The sequence below is a fragment of the Dyella mobilis genome, assembly GCF_016904945.1.
Classification (GTDB): Bacteria; Pseudomonadota; Gammaproteobacteria; order Xanthomonadales; family Rhodanobacteraceae; genus Dyella_B; species Dyella_B mobilis.
Genome location: NZ_JADIKF010000030.1, coordinates 59,059 through 76,851, shown reverse-complemented (window position 1 = coordinate 76,851; position 17,793 = coordinate 59,059). Strand labels below are relative to the sequence as shown.

The 17,793-nt window shown below is 61.3% G+C and carries 9 protein-coding genes; all 9 read left to right on the top strand.

Annotation, left to right across the window (positions count from 1 at the left end; translation table 11 throughout):
• Positions 1 to 335 precede the first annotated feature (335 nt).
• The 9 genes from ISS99_RS01270 (at position 336) to ISS99_RS01230 (ending at position 17,726) form a co-directional block, all read left to right on the top strand.
• Positions 336 to 3,137, top strand: coding sequence for a TonB-dependent receptor (locus ISS99_RS01270; protein ID WP_204629751.1), 2,802 nt, complete (start codon positions 336 to 338; stop codon positions 3,135 to 3,137).
• 162 nt (positions 3,138 to 3,299) lie between these two features.
• Positions 3,300 to 5,132: a glycoside hydrolase family 9 protein gene (locus ISS99_RS01265; protein WP_204629750.1), complete on the top strand. Its 1,833-nt coding sequence runs from the start codon at positions 3,300 to 3,302 to the stop codon at positions 5,130 to 5,132.
• Between the two features lie 24 nt (positions 5,133 to 5,156).
• Positions 5,157 to 7,454 (top strand): beta-N-acetylhexosaminidase, encoded by a 2,298-nt coding sequence (locus ISS99_RS01260; RefSeq protein WP_204629749.1) that lies wholly within the window; start codon positions 5,157 to 5,159, stop codon positions 7,452 to 7,454.
• A 158-nt stretch (positions 7,455 to 7,612) separates the two neighbouring features.
• Positions 7,613 to 8,839: a sterol desaturase family protein gene (locus ISS99_RS01255; protein WP_239537544.1), complete on the top strand. Its 1,227-nt coding sequence runs from the start codon at positions 7,613 to 7,615 to the stop codon at positions 8,837 to 8,839.
• A gap of 165 nt (positions 8,840 to 9,004) precedes the next feature.
• Complete coding sequence (locus tag ISS99_RS01250) at positions 9,005 to 10,552, top strand: amino acid permease (RefSeq protein WP_204629748.1); 1,548 nt, start codon at positions 9,005 to 9,007, stop codon at positions 10,550 to 10,552.
• Positions 10,553 to 11,047: 495 nt separating this feature from the next.
• Complete coding sequence (locus ISS99_RS01245; RefSeq protein ID WP_306482349.1) at positions 11,048 to 12,979, top strand: M61 family metallopeptidase; 1,932 nt, start codon at positions 11,048 to 11,050, stop codon at positions 12,977 to 12,979.
• Positions 12,980 to 13,207: 228 nt separating this feature from the next.
• The gene (locus ISS99_RS01240; RefSeq protein ID WP_239537543.1) at positions 13,208 to 14,245 is read left to right on the top strand and encodes an HDOD domain-containing protein; all 1,038 of its coding nucleotides are present in this window, start codon (positions 13,208 to 13,210) and stop codon (positions 14,243 to 14,245) included.
• A 510-nt stretch (positions 14,246 to 14,755) separates the two neighbouring features.
• Entirely contained in the window at positions 14,756 to 16,969 is a 2,214-nt protein-coding gene (locus tag ISS99_RS01235; RefSeq protein ID WP_204629746.1) for an Ig-like domain repeat protein, read from the top strand.
• 487 nt (positions 16,970 to 17,456) lie between these two features.
• Complete coding sequence (locus ISS99_RS01230; RefSeq protein WP_204629745.1) at positions 17,457 to 17,726, top strand: XAC0095 family protein; 270 nt, start codon at positions 17,457 to 17,459, stop codon at positions 17,724 to 17,726.
• Positions 17,727 to 17,793 lie beyond the last annotated feature (67 nt).

The window sequence follows — 17,793 nt, the reverse complement described above, 5'->3', positions numbered from 1 at the left end:
TTGCCAGGTCCGTTTTTTCCCGGGGTCTGCCTGGAGTGAAGGGCATGAGAAGACAAGGTTCGTGATGTAAACAGGGGCGATGTCGGCTTGGCCGGCATCGCTCTTTTTGTTGGTGAGGCATCGGCAAGGTGTCGTGCACGCATACGTGCACCGGGCTTTGGGCAGGGGGCGCTGCCCGTAACGAGTCAATCGGCATGCTCCGTGGCGGGCGTGTCGAGTACGCGTAACCGAAAGCGAGGTATTCAACCCCACCTGGGCGCAAGCCCATAGCCCCGCAGCACGGGCATGTCGCAAGCATTTCCGTAGCTGTGCAACGACTCTAAGCGGAGGAAGCCATGTCACACCAAAAGAGCCTGCTCGCCGCGAGCATCTTCGTCGGCCTGTGTCTGTCCGGTGCGCTGCACGCACAGGACGCGGCACAAACTACCCCCAGCAACAATCCTTCGGGTCAGTCCACGGAACAGCAGGCCGAAAAGGCCAATGCCAAAAAGCTGGCCACGGTAACGGTCGTTGGCATCCGCGCCAGCTTGCAGGCATCGATGGACACCAAGCGCAATGCCGATGCCATCGTCGATGCAATCACCGCGGAAGACATTGGCAAGTTTCCCGCCACTAATGTCGCCGAAGCATTGGCACAGGTGCCTGGCGTGACACTGGATCATTTGTTCGGCGCTACCCAGCGCGTGAGCATCGATGGCATCGACCCAAGCCTCAACCTGGCCTTCCTGGACGGTCATCCGGTGGCGCAGGCGATGTGGCTGTATGGCGACAGCCCGAACCGAGGCTTCAATTACTCGCTGCTGCCTCCGGAAATTCTCGGCAGGCTGGAAATTTTCAAAAGCCCGGAGGCCCGCCTGCCCGAAGGCAGTCTGGGCGGCACGGTATTCATGCACACCGTGCAACCGCTGGATATTGCGTCCAACACGGTCAGCGGATCGTTCGGCGTCAACTACAACGACATGACGCAGAACCACCGGCCGAACGGTTCGGTCTTCTACAGTTGGCACAACGCGGACAAGACCTTCGGTGTCGACGTATCGGCGCAGCATTATGAAGAGATCACCTCGCGCCAAGGCCAGGAGATTTTCGGCTACACCCCCGTGAGCCAGGTGATGGGAAGCAACCCAGCCGTGGCCGCCGAGGTGGCGAGTGGAGCGATCAAGCCGACCGACCAGTTTCCGAGCGAACTCAATTCCGCCTATTTCCAGCAAACGGAGAAGCGCAACAGCGTTCTGGTCAATCTTCAGTACAAACCGAACGAGCACTTCGACTCTACGCTCAGCCTGATGTACATGACGGACAGTTTGAACAACATCAATACGTCGCTGTATCCGATTACCTCGACCAGTCCGATCACGTCGCTTGGCCCGGCCAACTCGGCCGGCATCATCAATTCCGGCACCGTGGCCGGTACCCCGTGCTATCAAAGTTTTACGTGCGGCAGCAACGCTTCCGCGGCGCAGGTATTTGAAGACAACGACGCGCGCGGTTCGCTGATTCGCACCAAGGGCATCGACTGGCGCGGAACCTTCTATGGGGATGGTTGGCGCCTGGGCGGCCAGGTTGGCGTGAGCACATCGAGCAATACGATCTCGCAAGCCTTCGAAGAATTTTTCTACGGCGGCGGATTCAACTGGAATACGCAGAAAGGATTCAATTTCACCGATCCGGCGACCGCCAACAACCCCGCCTACTGGGCCGATACCGAAGGTGGTGGTGGCAGCATCGGCTACAAGCCCTACAAGACCAAAGACTCGTACGGTCAGCTGGATTTCAGCAAGGATCTCGACGGCTTCGTCAACGAACTCCTGGTCGGCGTGCGCTACGCCTCCCACTGGGAGAGCCAGAGCCTGGTCGACTATTCCGGCCTCGGCGAGCAAACGCTGGATGACGTGGGCTTCGGCGGCCTGAGCAATCTCAAAGGTGCCAAGAGCATCGGGCTGGGCGGTAGCACCATACAGCATGTCCAGACCTGCGGTTACGACTGCGTATTCAGTGCGGTGTTGAATCCCGACAACCCGCTCATCGCCAACAATCCGTACGAAACGTACGGCAATACGTTCAACGTCCAGCAGCAAAACAGTGCGGCCTACTTTCAGGCCAATTTCGGTACGGACGATGTCCACGGAAATCTTGGCGTGCGCTACGTGCATACCAAGCTCGACTCCTACGGCTACGACGTTCCGGCAGGCATCTGCCCGACCAGTACCTATGGCTGCGTTTTTCCGGCCGGATACGGTTACGTAGGCACCATCCACACCAGCAACAACTGGTTGCCTGCCTTCAACATCGCTTGGAACGTCGCGCCCGACGTGATTCTTCGCGGTGCAGCGTCGGAGACCTTGGCTTATGCGCCGTACAACGAGTTGGCGCCGTTCTTCGAATCCAACGACACCACCGTTCCGCTCACGGCGACCGAAGGCAATCCGAATCTCAAGCCCTATCGTTCGGTGAATGTGGACTTTTCCGCCGAGTATTACTTCAACAGCGAGTCCGTGGTTGCGTTCTCGGGCTTCTACAAGAATGTACTCAACTACGTGGTGAACGTGGCCACGTTGCAGAATCAGCAAAACAGCTCGTGGTCGTCGATCGGCACGGGCACCATCGGCCAGATGCTGATCAATGCCGGCCTGTGCACTCCCAGCGGCGATTGCCAATATCAGGTGTCTTCGCCCATCAATGGCGGCCGGGCGAAAGTCAAAGGTGCGGCGATCAGTTACCAGCAGGCTTTTGGAGACAGCGGATTCGGCATTCGCGCCAACTATACGTACTCCGATTCGCGTACGGCTCACGAGATTCAGGGTGGCAATTGGTTGCCGTACAACTCCAAGAACTCCTATACGTTTGCTCCGTATTTCGAAAAAGGGCCGTACAGCGCCAGTATTTCGTACAACTACCGGAGCAAGTACCTGGCCGGCGGTTACGTAGCAGGCGCTGCACCGGCTTACACGAGCATGTATCGCGAGCTCGACGGATCAGCCGGTTACCAGATCACCAAGAACTTCGGCCTGACCCTCAACCTGCTCAATATGCTCAATTCGGTCTACAAGCAATACATCGGTCCGACCAACACACAGTTGCTGAACGAATACGTCAGCGGCCGCGAATACATGCTTGAGGCGCATTTCAAGTTCTGATGCACAGCCGAAAGCGCTCCCTTTCCCCACAAAGGACCTGGCAATCTTGCCAGGTCCGTTTTTTGCCGAGAAGGAAGGGGAGGTGTGGGTGGATGGTAGTGAAACGGATGTGCGGAGCGTCTCCGGACGATGCCCCGATATCGCCTTGAGTGGAGGTCGTACATGAAGACGTTGCTGCGCGGTGTCGCCTTGGGCCTTGGAATGTGGGCGCTGCAAGCGCAGGCGGCGGTTCCCAAGGTGTTGGTCGATCAGGTCGGTTATGACCTGCAGGCGACCAAGCAGGCGCTCGTGGCGGCCGACGCCGGTCAGTCTCTCGGCGATTTTCAGGTCATCGACACGAACACCGATAAACCGGTGCTTTCCGGTCACTTGCAGGACACCGGGTCGGTAGCGAAGTGGGGTGGCCAACATTATTGGCGTGCTGATTTTTCCTCGTTGAAAACACCGGGCCGCTATGTCGTTGCGTTGAAGCAAGGCGATGCATGCATCCGCTCCGACGAGTTCCTGGTGCAGGGCGATGTACTGGAGCGCAATACCTTCTCCAATGTCGTCTACTACTTCAAAGGTCAGCGTGCCAGCGGCTTGATGGACGATGCAGACCGCCATCTGCCGAACCCTTATGGCAAGCCTGGCGCGCTCGACATTCACGGCGGCTGGTATGACGCCACGGGCGACTATGGCATCCATCTGTCGCATCAGAACCTCACTTCCTATTTCAATACGCAACAGGTGCCGCTGGTGGTCTGGAGCCTCCTGCGCAGCTACCAGCAATTGGATGCGCGCCACGATCCAGACTTCAGCCAATACTTGCGCCGTCTGCTGGACGAAGGCTTGTTCGGCGCGGATTTCTTGGTGCGCGACAAACGCCCGGACGGTTCCTTCTATCAATCGATCGACGCACCCGGTCCCGGCAAATTGCCGCAGGACCGGCGCATCGGCGATCCCAACTGGCGCACGCAGATCAAGCGCAACGCCAACGATACGACCGAGCAGATAACACCCACGCACGGCCCGCACGGTTATGAAGCGAGCTTTCGTGCTGGCGGTGGCGTGGCCATCGCAGCGCTGGCATTGGCCAGCACCATGAACGCTCACGGGGATTTCAGCAGCAAGCAATATTTGCAAACGGCGGAAGATGCCTACCGCTTCCTGGATGCGCACAACAGGGAGCTCATCAACGACCACGTGGAAAACATCGTCGATGATTACTGCGCCTTGCTCGCCGCCACGGAGCTGTATCGCGCCACTCACGACGAGGCCTGGCGCCAAGCGGCCCGGCATCGGGCGGAGAGTCTGATGGCTCGCCTCACCACTCACTATGGCGAGCAGGACTATTGGCGCGCCGATGCCGGCACGCGTCCTTTCTTCCACCCCACCGATGCCGGCTTGCCGGTGGTGGCCTTGCTGGAATACGCCGGTATCGCATCGCCCGATCAGCAAAAGGCGGTGCGAGACGCTGTGCGCCGGTCATTGGCCTTTGAGCTGCGCGTGACGGATGAAGTCAACAATCCCTTCGGGTATGCGCGCGAGCTGGTGCGCATGGGGAACGGCACGGTGCGCACGGCGTTCTTCTTCCCGCATGACACCGAGGCGGCGCCGTGGTGGCAGGGGGAGAACGCACGACTGGCTTCCTTGGCGGCCGCCGCGCGCATGGCGGCGCCGCTGTTCGCGGACGATCCGGCTTTTCACGCCGAGCTGGAAAACTACGCCTGGGATCAGCTGCACTGGATACTGGGGCGCAATCCCTACGACACCAGCATGTTGATGGGCAGCGGCCAGCGCAATGCGCAATACATGTTTTTCCGCTCCTACGAGTACACCAGCGCACCCGGTGCCATCATCAACGGCATTACCGCAGGTCTGGATGACGAGGATGGCATCGCTTTCGATCTGGGCTACGCTCAGACGGGACGCGACGATGACTGGCGCTGGACCGAACAATGGCTGCCCCACGATGCGTGGTATCTGTACGTAGTCAGCCTTCCGCACGATTGAGCAAACCGACTACGGAATGTACGAATGAAATTCGCAAGCTTCCTTCTTTGCCTGCTTCTATGCGGTGCCGCCCAGGCATCGCCGGTGTCACTCATACCGATGCCGGCGCAGCTCAAGCTGACCGATGGCACCTTCAAGGTCGATGACGGTACACGCATCGTCGTCGCCGCGAACGACACCGCGGCGCGCCGGTCGGCGCAATATCTGGTCGCCCTGCTTGCGCAGACCCGCGGCTTGCACCTGCAGATTGTGGAGGGCGCACCGGCGGATGGCGCCATCGTTCTCTCGCATAATCCTCAAGCTTCGGTGACGCAGGCGCAGGGATATGCACTGGATGTCACTTCCCGCGGTATCCGCGTCGATGCACGGGATGACGACGGGCTCTTCTACGGCGTCGTCACGCTTTGGCAGTTGCTGACGCCGGATGCGCAGCACGGGGCGGTGCAGGTGCCCGCGTTGCACGTCGCCGATTGGCCTCGGTTTGCCTGGCGCGGCCTGATGCTGGATTCCGCGCGGCATTTCCAGAGCGTGGCGGATGTGAAAACGCTGATCGACCAGATGGCGCAGCACAAACTCAATGTGTTGCACTGGCACCTCACGGATGACCAGGGCTGGCGCATCGAGATCAAGCGCTATCCCGAACTCACGCGCATCGGTGCGTGGCGCACGCCGCCCGATGCCGGGAAGAACGGCGAGCCGCAACGCTACGGCGGCTATTACACCCAGGACCAGATCCGCGACGTGGTGGCCTACGCGGCTGCGCGACACATCACCATCGTCCCCGAAATCGACATGCCGGGCCACGCGCAGGCGGCCGTCGCGTCTTATCCGCAGATCGGCGTAACCGGCAAACGTCCGGCGGTGTCGGTGGACTGGGGCGTCAATCCCTACCTCTATAACGTCGACGACCAGACATTCCAGTTCATCGACAACGTGCTGGACGAGGTCATGGCCTTGTTCCCGTCGCACTACATCCACGTCGGCGGCGACGAGGCGATCAAGGACCAGTGGCAGGCATCGTCCGCGATTCAAGCCAAAATCCGCGCGTTGCATCTGAAGGATGAAGACGCCTTGCAGGGTTGGTTTATCGGTCGTATCGGCAGCTATCTCTCCGCGCACGGCCGCCGCCTGATCGGCTGGGACGAAATCCTCGATGGCGGCGTGCCGGCGGATGCCACCGTCATGTCGTGGCGCGGCACGCAAGGCGCGATCAAGGCCGCCGAGCTCGGTCACGATGTGGTGATGTCGCCGGCGCCGGATCTTTATCTGGACGATGTGCAGAGCGATCTTGCCGACGAATCGGCAGGCCGCATTCCAGTGCGTGACCTGGCGAGCGTCTACGCCTTCCAGCCCATTCCTTCGGTATTGAGCGCCGCACAGGCTGCGCACGTGCTCGGTGCCCAGGCCAATGTGTGGACGGAGCACCTGCCGACCATGCAGCACGTCGAACACGCCGCCTTCCCGCGTGTCGATGCACTGAGTGAAGTGGTGTGGTCTCCGGCTGCGGCACTCGATTGGAAAGGTTTCCTGTCGCGCATGCCGGCGCAGCTGCAGCGCTATCGGGACCAGAAGATCGCCTACGCCGATACGGCCTTCGAGGCGCAAATCCATCTTGATGACCAGGCTGCCCTGAAAAGCGGCCAGGCGCAGGTTACCTTGTCGAACCAGGCCGGCTATGGCGCCATCCGCTACACGCTGGACGGCAGCGCTCCCGGCCCGCACTCGCTTCTGTACACCGCCCCCTTCACCGCAAAGCTGCCGGTGACGGTCAAGGCGGCTACGTATGCGCAGGACGGCAGCCTGCTGGCGACGGCCCGTACACGCGTGCTGGATCGGGCAAGTCTGCTCAGTCGCGAAGGCGTGGACCTTCCCAATTGTCCCGGCAGCGATTCGCGCCTGCGCGTGCAACCCATGCCGGATGCCACCAGCATGGCGCCGGTCTACGCGATCAATCTGTTCAATGCCTGCCAGCAATTCCCGTCCGCGCCTTTGGATGGCGTAACGGCCATCCACGTCGATGCGGTTCGGCTGGAGAACAACTACGCCTTGGCGCACGACGCCAAATCGGTCATATCGCGCCCGCGTGCAACACCTCACGGCGAGCTGGTGGTGCACGGCGATCGTTGTGACGGCCCGGTGCTGGCCAGCATGCCGTTGCCGGACCCTGCCGCCAGTGCAAGGCGTTTCTCGCTCGATGCAAAACTGCCGCCGCAACAGGGCGAACACACGTTGTGCCTGATCTACACCGCTCCGGTCGAGGGGCCGCTGTATGCAATCGGTCGCGTTTCGCTGATCGCCGCCGCCGGTCGCGCAGAGCCATGAACGCGCAGGCGCGGCTCCGGTTTCGGGGCCGCGCCGCTGACGTTTGAAACGTCGACGCCTCCTGGTGGCCAGGTTTCGCTTGGCTATACTGGCCGCGCGGCCTGAGGGCGCGCGTTGCAACGGCAGGCAGGGTGGACGTGATAACTCCGGAACGCATCATGGCCTGGGCCATCCCGGGCTTCTTCGTGTTGATCGGCATCGAGTTGCTGGTCGCCAAATGGCGTGGCCGCGAGATCTATTACAGCAACGACGCGATCAACAGCCTCGGCCTGGGGATGATCTCGCAGATCGTCGGCGTGTTCACCAAGCTGTTCGCCATCGGCATCTATGCGTGGTGTGCTGAGCACCTGGCGATCTGGACGCTACCCGCTCGCAGCCCATGGGTGTGGATCAGCGGTTTGCTGTTGTACGACCTGTTGTATTACTGGCTGCACCGCTTCGGTCACGAAGTGAATGTGTTGTGGGCCGCGCACGTGGTGCACCACCAGAGCGAGAGCTACAACCTCACCACCGCATTGCGCCAAACGGGCAGCGGCTTTCTGCTTGGCTGGCTGTTCTATTTGCCGATGGCGTTGCTGGGCTATCCCGCCGAAGTGTTTGCGGTGATTGCGCTGATCGACCTGCTTTACCAGTTCTGGGTACACACGGAAGTCATCGATCGCCTGGGCTGGTTCGATCGCGTGTTCTGCTCGCCCTCCAATCATCGTGCGCATCATGCGGTGAACGATCGTTACCTCGATCGCAATTACGGCGGCATCCTGATCCTGTGGGATCGTCTGTTCGGCACCTTCGTCGAAGAAAACGACGGCGACCCGCCGATCTACGGCACGCGCGCGCCGCTGCAAAGCTGGAACCCGTTGTGGGCGAATGCCGAAGTGTATGGGGCGATGCTCAAAGACAGCTGGCATGCAGGCCGCTGGCTCGACAAGCTGCGCGTGTGGTTCAAGCCGCCGGGCTGGCGTCCCGAGGATGTGGCAAGACGCTTCCCCAAAGGGGAGTTCGATATCGCCCACGCGCGCTACAACCCGCCGCTGTCCCTGCCGCTGAAATCCTATTGCCTTGCCGCGTTTGGCCTTCTGCTGTTGATGGGCACGCATTTCCTCGATGCGGCCCCGAAGCTGGAGCTGGCACCGGCGGCCGCCTACGCGGCCTATCTGGTGGCCGGCCTTTGGACGATCGGATTATTGCTGGAAGGGCGCCGCATCGGCATCTGGCTTGAGCTTTTGCGCACTGCAGGCACCGCCGTCGGGGTCTGGTTGAGTGGGTGCTGGTTCGGTGTGGCTCACGGGGATTCGGGCCTTACCTGGGGCATGGTGCTGGTGTTCGGGCTCAGCGCCGCGTTTGTTGCCTGTCTGTCCGGCTACGAGCGTCGCCACGACGCGTAACACCGCAATTGAGAAAAGTCTCGGAATACGCGCCGGTATGTTCATCCCAGGCCGGCGCCGTAGTTGCGATGCAACATGGAGAACGGTAACGAAAGTCGCCGGCCGGGCCGTGCGGTTGCCGCGCTTTCGCTATCATCCGCGCTTTGTATTCGCGGAGAGACGCCGATGAGTTTTCTGAGCAGGATGCTGCGCCACAAATCCGTCGAGCAATTGCAATCGGAAGCGGGCCGGCGCGGCGACTTCCGGCGTGTGCTCGGCTTGTGGCAGCTGACCGCCATTGGCATTGGCGGCATCATCGGCGTGGGCATTTTCGTGCTGGCCGGCCAGCAGGCGGCCATGAACGCCGGGCCGGCGGTGGCGCTGAGCTTTCTCATTGCCGGTTTCGGCAGCGCGTGTGCCGCACTGTGCTACGCGGAATTCGCGGGCCTGATTCCGGTGACCGGCAGTGCCTATACCTACGGCTACGCGGTGCTGGGCGAATTCGTGGCCTGGATTATCGGCTGGGATCTGCTGCTGGAGTACGCGCTGGTAGTGGCGGTGGTAGCGATCGGCTGGTCGGGTTATGTGCAGGTGCTGCTGAGTTCGGCAGGGGTCCACCTGCCGGAATGGGCGCAGCAAAGCATGAGCGCGCAAACCATGGAGTATTACCTGCAGCAGATCTTCGGCGTGCATGGCGCGCAGGCCATTGCCGGGCCCAGCGACGGCCATCGCTTCAACGTGATTGCAGCGGCCGTCTCGTTGCTGGTGGCGGCGCTGCTCACCATTCGCACCGAATGGGGTGCGCGCTTCAACACGCTGGTGGTGACGATCAAGGTGATCGGCGTGCTGCTGGTGGTCGGCGTCGGCGCTTTTTACGTGCACACGGCCAACTGGACGCCGTTTATTCCGCCGCGCGTGGTCGATGCGCAAGGTGTGGCGCATTTCGGCTGGGCCGGCGTGCTGACCGGTGCCAGCGTAGTGTTCTTTGCGGTGTTCGGCTACGACACGCTCACCACCGCAGCGGAAGAAGCCAAGCATCCGCAGCGCGATCTTCCGCGTGCGGTGTTGCTATCGCTGGCGGTGGCGATGGTGTTGTACATCGCAGTGTCGCTGGTGCTTACCGGCATCACGCATTACAGCCATCTGGGCGGCGATGCGTCGGTCTCCGATGCGTTTGCCTCGATCGGGCTGAAGTGGCTGAGCATCGCCATTGCCGCGGCGGCCGTGATCGGCGTGACCAGCGTGTTGTTCGCTTTCATGCTTGGCGCGGCGCGCATCTGGTTTGCGCTGGCGCGCGATGGTTTGCTGCCGGCCTGGTTCGCGCACATCCATCCGCGTTTCGGCACGCCGGCGCGACCCACGGTGATCCTTGGCGTATTCACTGCCATCGTGGCGGGCCTGTTGCCGATCGGCGAAGTGGCGGAGCTGGTCAACATCGGTACGCTCAGTGCTTTCATCATCATCTGCACCGCGGTGCTGGTCTTGCGCGTGCGCAAGCCGCACGTCGAACGCAGCTTCCGCGCACCGGCACTGGCGGTTGTCGCGCCGCTGGGCGTGCTGTTCTCGCTGCTGCTGATTTTCGGCGTACCGCTGTCGGATGAAGGTGGTTGGCACCTCATTGGCGGACTGCCCTGGATCACCTTCGAGCGCTTCATCATCTGGATGGCGCTGGGCTGCCTGGTTTACTTCGGTTACGGCATGCGGCACAGCAAGCTGGAGCGTGAGCAGCAGTAGGCGCGTAGTTTTTCTCCCCTGCTAGGGCCTGTTAGCACTATTTTCGTAGCCCGCGTTGTCGTTGAGTGGCCGTCAGGTGGTAGTGCGTGGCACTGACTTGGCTGGCTGCCAAGCCGGTGCCGCGCGCTGCCGCATGGCGGCCACTCAACGGCAACCCTTCGGGCCGGGTCTGTTTGCCCGCCATCCAGTGTCATCGCTCGGTCGTGTACGGACGTACACTCCCTCACTCTTCCTTGGCTGGCGCGCAAACAGCTCCCGGCGCGGGCTACGAAAATAGTGCTAACAGGCCCTAGGGCAAGAGAGAGGCGCTCTCGATGAGCGCGAGCATCCGATCTTGCCTGCGTTTTTTGATGCGCGTCGATATGACCTCTGGCAGGGGTGGGAAGGCAGGGCCTTCGCTCTAACATGCAACGGCCGTCCTCGAGTGGACGGTCGTTGCCACCCTGTTGCCTTCGTGGGGGAAATCTTGAAGGCAGCACCCGTCTGGAGTTGTCCGTGAAGTCCCATTCCCTGCGTTTTAGCTTGATCGCTGCCGCCGTTTTTGCAGCCTGTTCCCTGTCGGCCACGGTGGCCGCACAGACCGAAACCGCCGACGCGCCGGCGCCTGTCGATCAACCTTATGCAGGGATGCTCACGCTCAACGTGGATCTTACCGATGCGGGCAAGCGCATCTTCCGCTCGCACGAAACCATTCCGGTCAAGCCGGGCGCGGTGACGCTGTTCTATCCCAAGTGGATTCCCGGCGAGCACGCGCCATCCGGCCCGGTGCAAAACGTCTCGGGCCTGATTATTCGCGCCAACGGCAAACAGTTGTCGTGGCGACGCGATTTGCACGACATGTTTGCGATCCACCTGGACGTGCCGCAGGGCGCCAGCCAGCTCGACCTGGAATTCCAGTTCCTGTCGCCGGGCGATGGCGAAGGCAGCAACTTCGGCGCCAGCGCATCGGCAACACCGGACCTGGTCGACGTGGAATTCAACCAGCTGGCCTTCTATCCGGCTGGCTATTACACGCGCCAGATCCAGATCCAGCCCACCGTGGTCTTGCCACAGGGCTGGAAATTCGGCAGTGCGATGGAAGTGGACAACCAATCCGGCAACACCATTCGCTTCAAGCCCGTCAGCTTCAACAATTTCGTCGATTCGCCGCTGATCGCCGGCGCGAATTTCAATCGCGTCGACCTGGCGCCCGGCGAAAAAGTACCGGTGCATTTGAACGTGGTGGGCGATGGCGCCAAGGACGTCAAGCTCACCGACAAGCAGCTCGAGCAACAGCGCAACGTGGTCAAGCAGACCAATCTGCTGTTCGGTGCGCATCATTACGATCACTACGACTTCCTGTTGACCCTGTCCGACCACACCGGCCACTTCGGCCTGGAGCATCACCAGTCCAGCGACGACCGACTGCCAGCCAATTTCTTTACCGACGACGACATGCATCTGGTGACCGCGAGCCTGATGCCGCACGAGTTCGTGCATTCGTGGAACGGCAAATTCCGCCGCCCGGCAGATCTGTGGACGCCCAACTTCAACGTACCCATGCAAGACGACCTGCTATGGGTCTACGAAGGCCTCACCGATTACTGGTGCGGCGTGCTGACCGCTCGCGCGGGCCTGTGGACGCCGGATCAGTATCGCGATTCGATGGCCAATATCGCCGCCGAAATGACTTACCGCACCGGCCGCGCCTGGCGTTCGCTGCAAGACACCGCCGATGCCGCGCCGCTCACGTACTACGGCTCGGAAAGCTGGATCAACTGGATCCGCGATACCGATTTCTATCCGGAGGGCCAGTTGCTGTGGCTGGACGTGGATACCAAGATCCGCGAACTCAGCGGCGGCAAGCATTCGCTGGACGACTTCGCGCACGCCTTCTACGGCATGGATAACGGCAGCTACGTCACCAAGACCTACACCTTCGATGACGTGGTAAACACCCTCAATCAAGTGCAGCCGTTCGACTGGGCGAAATTCCTGCGCGACCGCCTCGATTACACCGGTAACGAACTTCCCGAGCACGGCATCGAGCGCGGCGGCTGGAAGCTGGTATTCGACGACAAGCCCAACGCCGAGGCAAAAGCCTGGGAAGGCATCCGCCACGGCGCCAACTTCGCTTATTCGATGGGCGTCATGGTTAACCAGAGCGGTCGCATCGTCGACGTGCAATGGAATGGCCCCGCTTTCCAGGCCGGCCTGGTCCCGGGCCTGACCATCGTGGCCGTCAACGGCCGTGATTTCTCCACCGATGCGTTGAAAGATGCGATCGTCGCCGCGAAGAGCTCGCAAGCGCCGATCGAGCTGCTGGTGAAGAACGTGGACCTGTACAGCACCGTGAAGGTGGATTACCACGGCGGCCTGCGTTATCCGCATCTGGTGCGTGCCGATGGCAAGGACCTGATCGGAGCGATTGTCGCGCCGCGCAAATAACGGCCGGGCGAACGTCGATATCTGCTTTGAATGCGAGGCGGCCGCCCTTCGGGGCGGCCGTTCTTGCTCGTGCCGAATCCAGAAAAGCCGGCATCAATGGCCGCGTAGGCACGATCTCCCCGGGGCAAGAAAATACGAGCCTTCCTGCGCGTGCATCAAGCTGCGCCGGTTTCGGTCGATATATATCCCGTAAAGCGGAATTTTCCGTGGCATCTGCGCAGGCGGGGTATGGGCCAATTCTGGAAACGACTGTTTGCGCGCGAGGCGCCGCCGGAGCGGCCTCGCTTCAGCGTGGTATTGCCGTGGCCCGAAGAAGCCCCGCCCGCGGAAGCGGTCAAGGCGCTCAGCAGTGCCGATGTCCAGGACTGGTTCTATCGCCTGGTGCTGGGCATGCCCGGCTCCGAAGTCGTCGAGTTGCGCCCGCCCGAGCAGGTGATGCTCAAGCGGCTGGATGAGCTGTGCGGTGGCGACCGTTTCGACATTACCAGCCTGCCGCGCCTCCCCGAAGTGCTGCCGCAACTCCTGCGCATGCTCAAGAGCGATAGCGCCGATGGCACCAAGATCGCCAAGCTGATCGGCCGCGACCCGGTACTGGTGGGCGAGGTGATGCGGGTGACGCAAAGTGCGCATTACCGCACTGCCAAACCCATCAGCAGCCTGCAACACGCCGTGGTGCTGCTCGGCCAGGATGGGCTGCGCCAGATGGTGACCCACCACGTGATGAAGCCGATCTTGCAGGCCAGCGCCGGCATGCTCGGCCACGCCGCCGGTCAGCGCCTGTGGGATCACGCCGAACGCTGCGCACACGCCAGCATGTACCTCGCGAAGGGACATGGCGATCCGTTCGAAGCCTATCTCGCCGGTGTCGTCTGCAATGCCGGCGTAGGCGCGATGGTACGCGTGCTCGACCAGGAAGCGCCGCCGACACTCGGCGTATTCAGTCGAACCTTCCTCATGCACTACTTGAGCATGGCCAATCACTTGTCATTGCGCGCGGCACGCCATTGGGAGTTGCCGCCCAATGTGATCGAGGCCTTGCGTGAACGACTGGAAGCTCGCTCCAAATTGCCGGTGACAGAACTGGGCAATGCTTTGTTAGCCGCCGATCACCTGGCGATGATTCAGATGCTCGCGGAAAACCACGTGATTGACCGTGGCACGCCACCGGCGCCACAGCGTGCCGACCGGTTGCCGGATGTGTTGGTTGATCGCGCGCAACAGGAGTTGCGGCGGGTATTTCGGCAGAACGAAGGCTACGCCGGCTGAGCGATGGCATCGAAACGTGAGCCGCACAGCACGCCGCGATAGTGCCGGGCAAGCCGGCACGGTTCGATCTTGAGTAACTGCCGCTTATTCGACAGTGGCGCCGGGGCGCTGTCCACGTATTGCTCGACGCTGAGGCTCGCGCCATTTTCTTCCGAGGCCCTTTCATGAGCCGTGCGGACAATATTTAGACTCGATTTCACGGCGACTGAAGCCACTTCGCTTCGCCGGTTTTCAATGCAATGCCTGCGTACGCATTGCGATAGCGAAATTTCATCGCGTCGATGAGCTTGCGACTTTCGATTCACTCCCACGAAGTCGTCTGAACCGCACGTGCTTGACGGTGTGGTGCCAGAGCATGGCGCTTATTTGCGAACTTTTTCGAAATTCTCATAAAGACAATGTTGCCGCGTAACAGCACCATGTTTTGCGCCGAAAGCAATGTGGATCGGTGCGGCAGCGTGTGCTTGCGCATGGATCGAATGAATCCAATCATCAACATGGAGTTTGCAAATGACCACTACCGATAGTGTACAGGGCACACGGATTTTGCCGATCGACCCGGCATTCCCCATCGATCCGGGTACGCCGGCCGCTGAGGGCACCACCCAGATCCTGTCGATCAGCGAAAAGGCGGCTGACGGCGAGTATGGCAGCCCGATCGATCAAAGCGGGGCAAGCGTGCACGACGCCGCAGTGCTCATCAGCGGCATCACCCAGGCGAACAGCTCCATCACTATTTTCGACATCTATCAGGGCGTTCCGCAGAAGGTCGGCATCGTGACCGCCGACGCATTCGGCAGCTGGAGTCTTGAAGCGCAGCTTGGTTCGGGCGAACACAAGCTGGCTTTTGGCAACTACGGTCTCATTGAACTCGTGAACGAAGGCCCGTTCGTGGTCAACGTGGAAGCCAACGCGCCGGTTGCGCCGGTACACGCCGACGATCTCGTGCAGCCGGGCGAACCGTCATTGGCTAATGATCCGGTTGCCACTCAGATTGAGTCGGTCACCGAGAAGACGATCGATGGCGAGACCACGCAAGTCATCAGCGGTACTGCAGAACCGGGCAAGCTCATTACGATCTATGACTTCCACGAAGGCGCTCCGTACGCTATCGGTACGGCGATTGCCAACGAGCTCGGCCAATGGAGCCTGGAAGCGCAACTCGTCACCGGTGAGCACCGGCTCGCCTATGGCAACGCGTCCGAAGTCGACCTTAGCGGGCAACAGCCGTATGTAGTGAATGTGGAAGGTGCTGGTCCGGTTGTTCCCGTCGAACCGGTGCAGCCCGCACCCGGCGGCGCGAGCTTTGACCAGGTCAGTGCCTTTGAGGCCTTGGCGTACCACGGCATCGACAGCGGAGACGCCACGGTCAGCACCGCATTGGATTTCGCGGGCAAGGCGCAGGGCGGCGTTTACCTGGTGGAAATCTTCGACAACGGCAAGTCGCTGGGTACGGCACCAGTGGTTGGTGGTGCATGGAATCTCCACGTTTCGGACCTTTCGGCCGGCGAACATCAGTTCACTGTCGCGCCGGTGGGTGGAGAGGCCAGTGCTGCGTTCGTGGTGAATGTGGAGGCCGCCACGGGCATCATCAACAATATTTATGATGATGCAGGGTTCCGCTATCTAGGTCAGGGCGACTCCACTTTCGACAGCACGTTGACCCTGTATGGCTCGGTGCACGGCGACGCCAAATCGGTGGACGTGTACGACAACGGTCAATGGGTCGGCCGCGCAGATGTGAGCTGGGGCCAGTGGCAGTTGGCAACGCCGGCACTGGCGGCGGGTGAGCACAAGTTCACCGTGGTGCCGGCTGGCGGCGAAGCCGGCGATGCGTTCGTGGTGAACGTGGAAGGGGCCACCGCAAGCATCGATACCGTGTGGGACGTGGATGCCTTCCACACGCTCAATCAGGGCGACAGCACTCCGGATGCCACGCTGCGTCTGTATGGCTCTGCCGATGGCGCGCATTCGGTGGACATCTACGACAATGGCCAATGGTTGGCCAAGGTGGATGTGAGCTTTGGTCACTGGGAGTCGACGCTGCCGGAACTGAGCGCGGGCGAGCACCAGCTCACGGTGTCCGTGGATGGCGGAGCGCAGAGCGATCCATTCGTGGTGAATGTGACGGGCGCTGCGCCGGTTGATCCTGTGCAGCCGGTCGATCCCGTACAGCCAGTGGATCCCGTCGATCCGGTCACGCCGCCCGGCGACGGCCAGGGCTACGGTCCGGTGGATATCTACTTCGTCACCGAGAAATCGGACGACGGCCAGCTCGGCGATCCGGTCGGCAACGGCGGTACGGTGCACGACACTGCGCTGGTGATCACCGGCACGACGCATCCGAACATGCTGGTAACGGTCTACGACAACGGCAAGCCCGTCGACACCGTGCAGTCCGGCCCGAGCGGCGTGTGGACGTATGAGACGCATCTGGCGGCCGGCGAACACAGTTTGTCCGCGAGCATCGGGACCGCACCGCCAGGCCAGCCGTTCGTGGTGAAGGTGGAGGCGTCGCAAAGCGCCAGCGCATTGAGCGTGAACGATCTGCTCGCCGATCACGGTGCCGATCTGCTCGGCGCTGCGGCACACGACACCGCGGATATCCACACCGCGCCGCAAGCTGCACACGCTCCGGCTTCGGAAGGCGCAGTAGCCGATGTGCATGGCTCGGTGAATACCTTGCTGCAACAGCTGCACGTGGACACCGCCGTCCACGCCTGATCGATTGACGTTCCCTCTTCGAGGGCTTTGCCGCGCGGTTGCATAACCGCGCGGTTTTTTTGTGCCGCACTCTACGCAGGACTTTTCCTTCCACTGTCAGGCGTATGCGCCGACATACAGCCAACGGCCTGCGTAGCATTCTAGATAAGCCGGGTGTGCTCTCGCAGCGAGGGGTTTCACACACCCGGCGTATGAAGTGAAAGAGCGCGAGCCGCATGGGTTAAGGCCCCACACGGCTCGCTACCACAACCAACTTAAGCAAGGAGTTGATCATGGGTCCCCGGATCATACGGCACCCGCACGCATGCGTGCCCCCGCTGTGCCAGCTTTCGCTCACTTCACGTTCGCGCATCACGCACGAAGCCGGGTCTTAGCGGATATCGGCCGACTAAGCGTAGGCATACGCTTACACGGCTTGCAGATTTTTCTCTGTTATCCCTCACGCCGCGCGCAATGCGCGGCGTGTCTAACGGTGTGGAGTGAAGGTATGAAAGCGTTCAAGCCTGCGGCCATGACGCTGCGCGGATATGTCTTGCACGAAGAGCAGTATCGGAAGCTGGAGCAGTTGCGCGATCAGTTATTTCTGATGGCGAAAGTGATTTATGCGTCGACCGAGGAAGAGGAAGACGTGTTGCTGGAGGTTCGGCGTTCCAACCTCGGGCAGCTATTGGAGGATTTCGGCCTGCGCGTGGATGAGGTCGTGACGGCGTTGAACTGCGACGGGCATCGATTGCAGACGCCGTCGCAATGGCACTGAAAGCCCGATGCCGGATGCAGGTTGGGTTACCCCGGACTTGATCCGGGGGTAACCCAACGCTTTTACG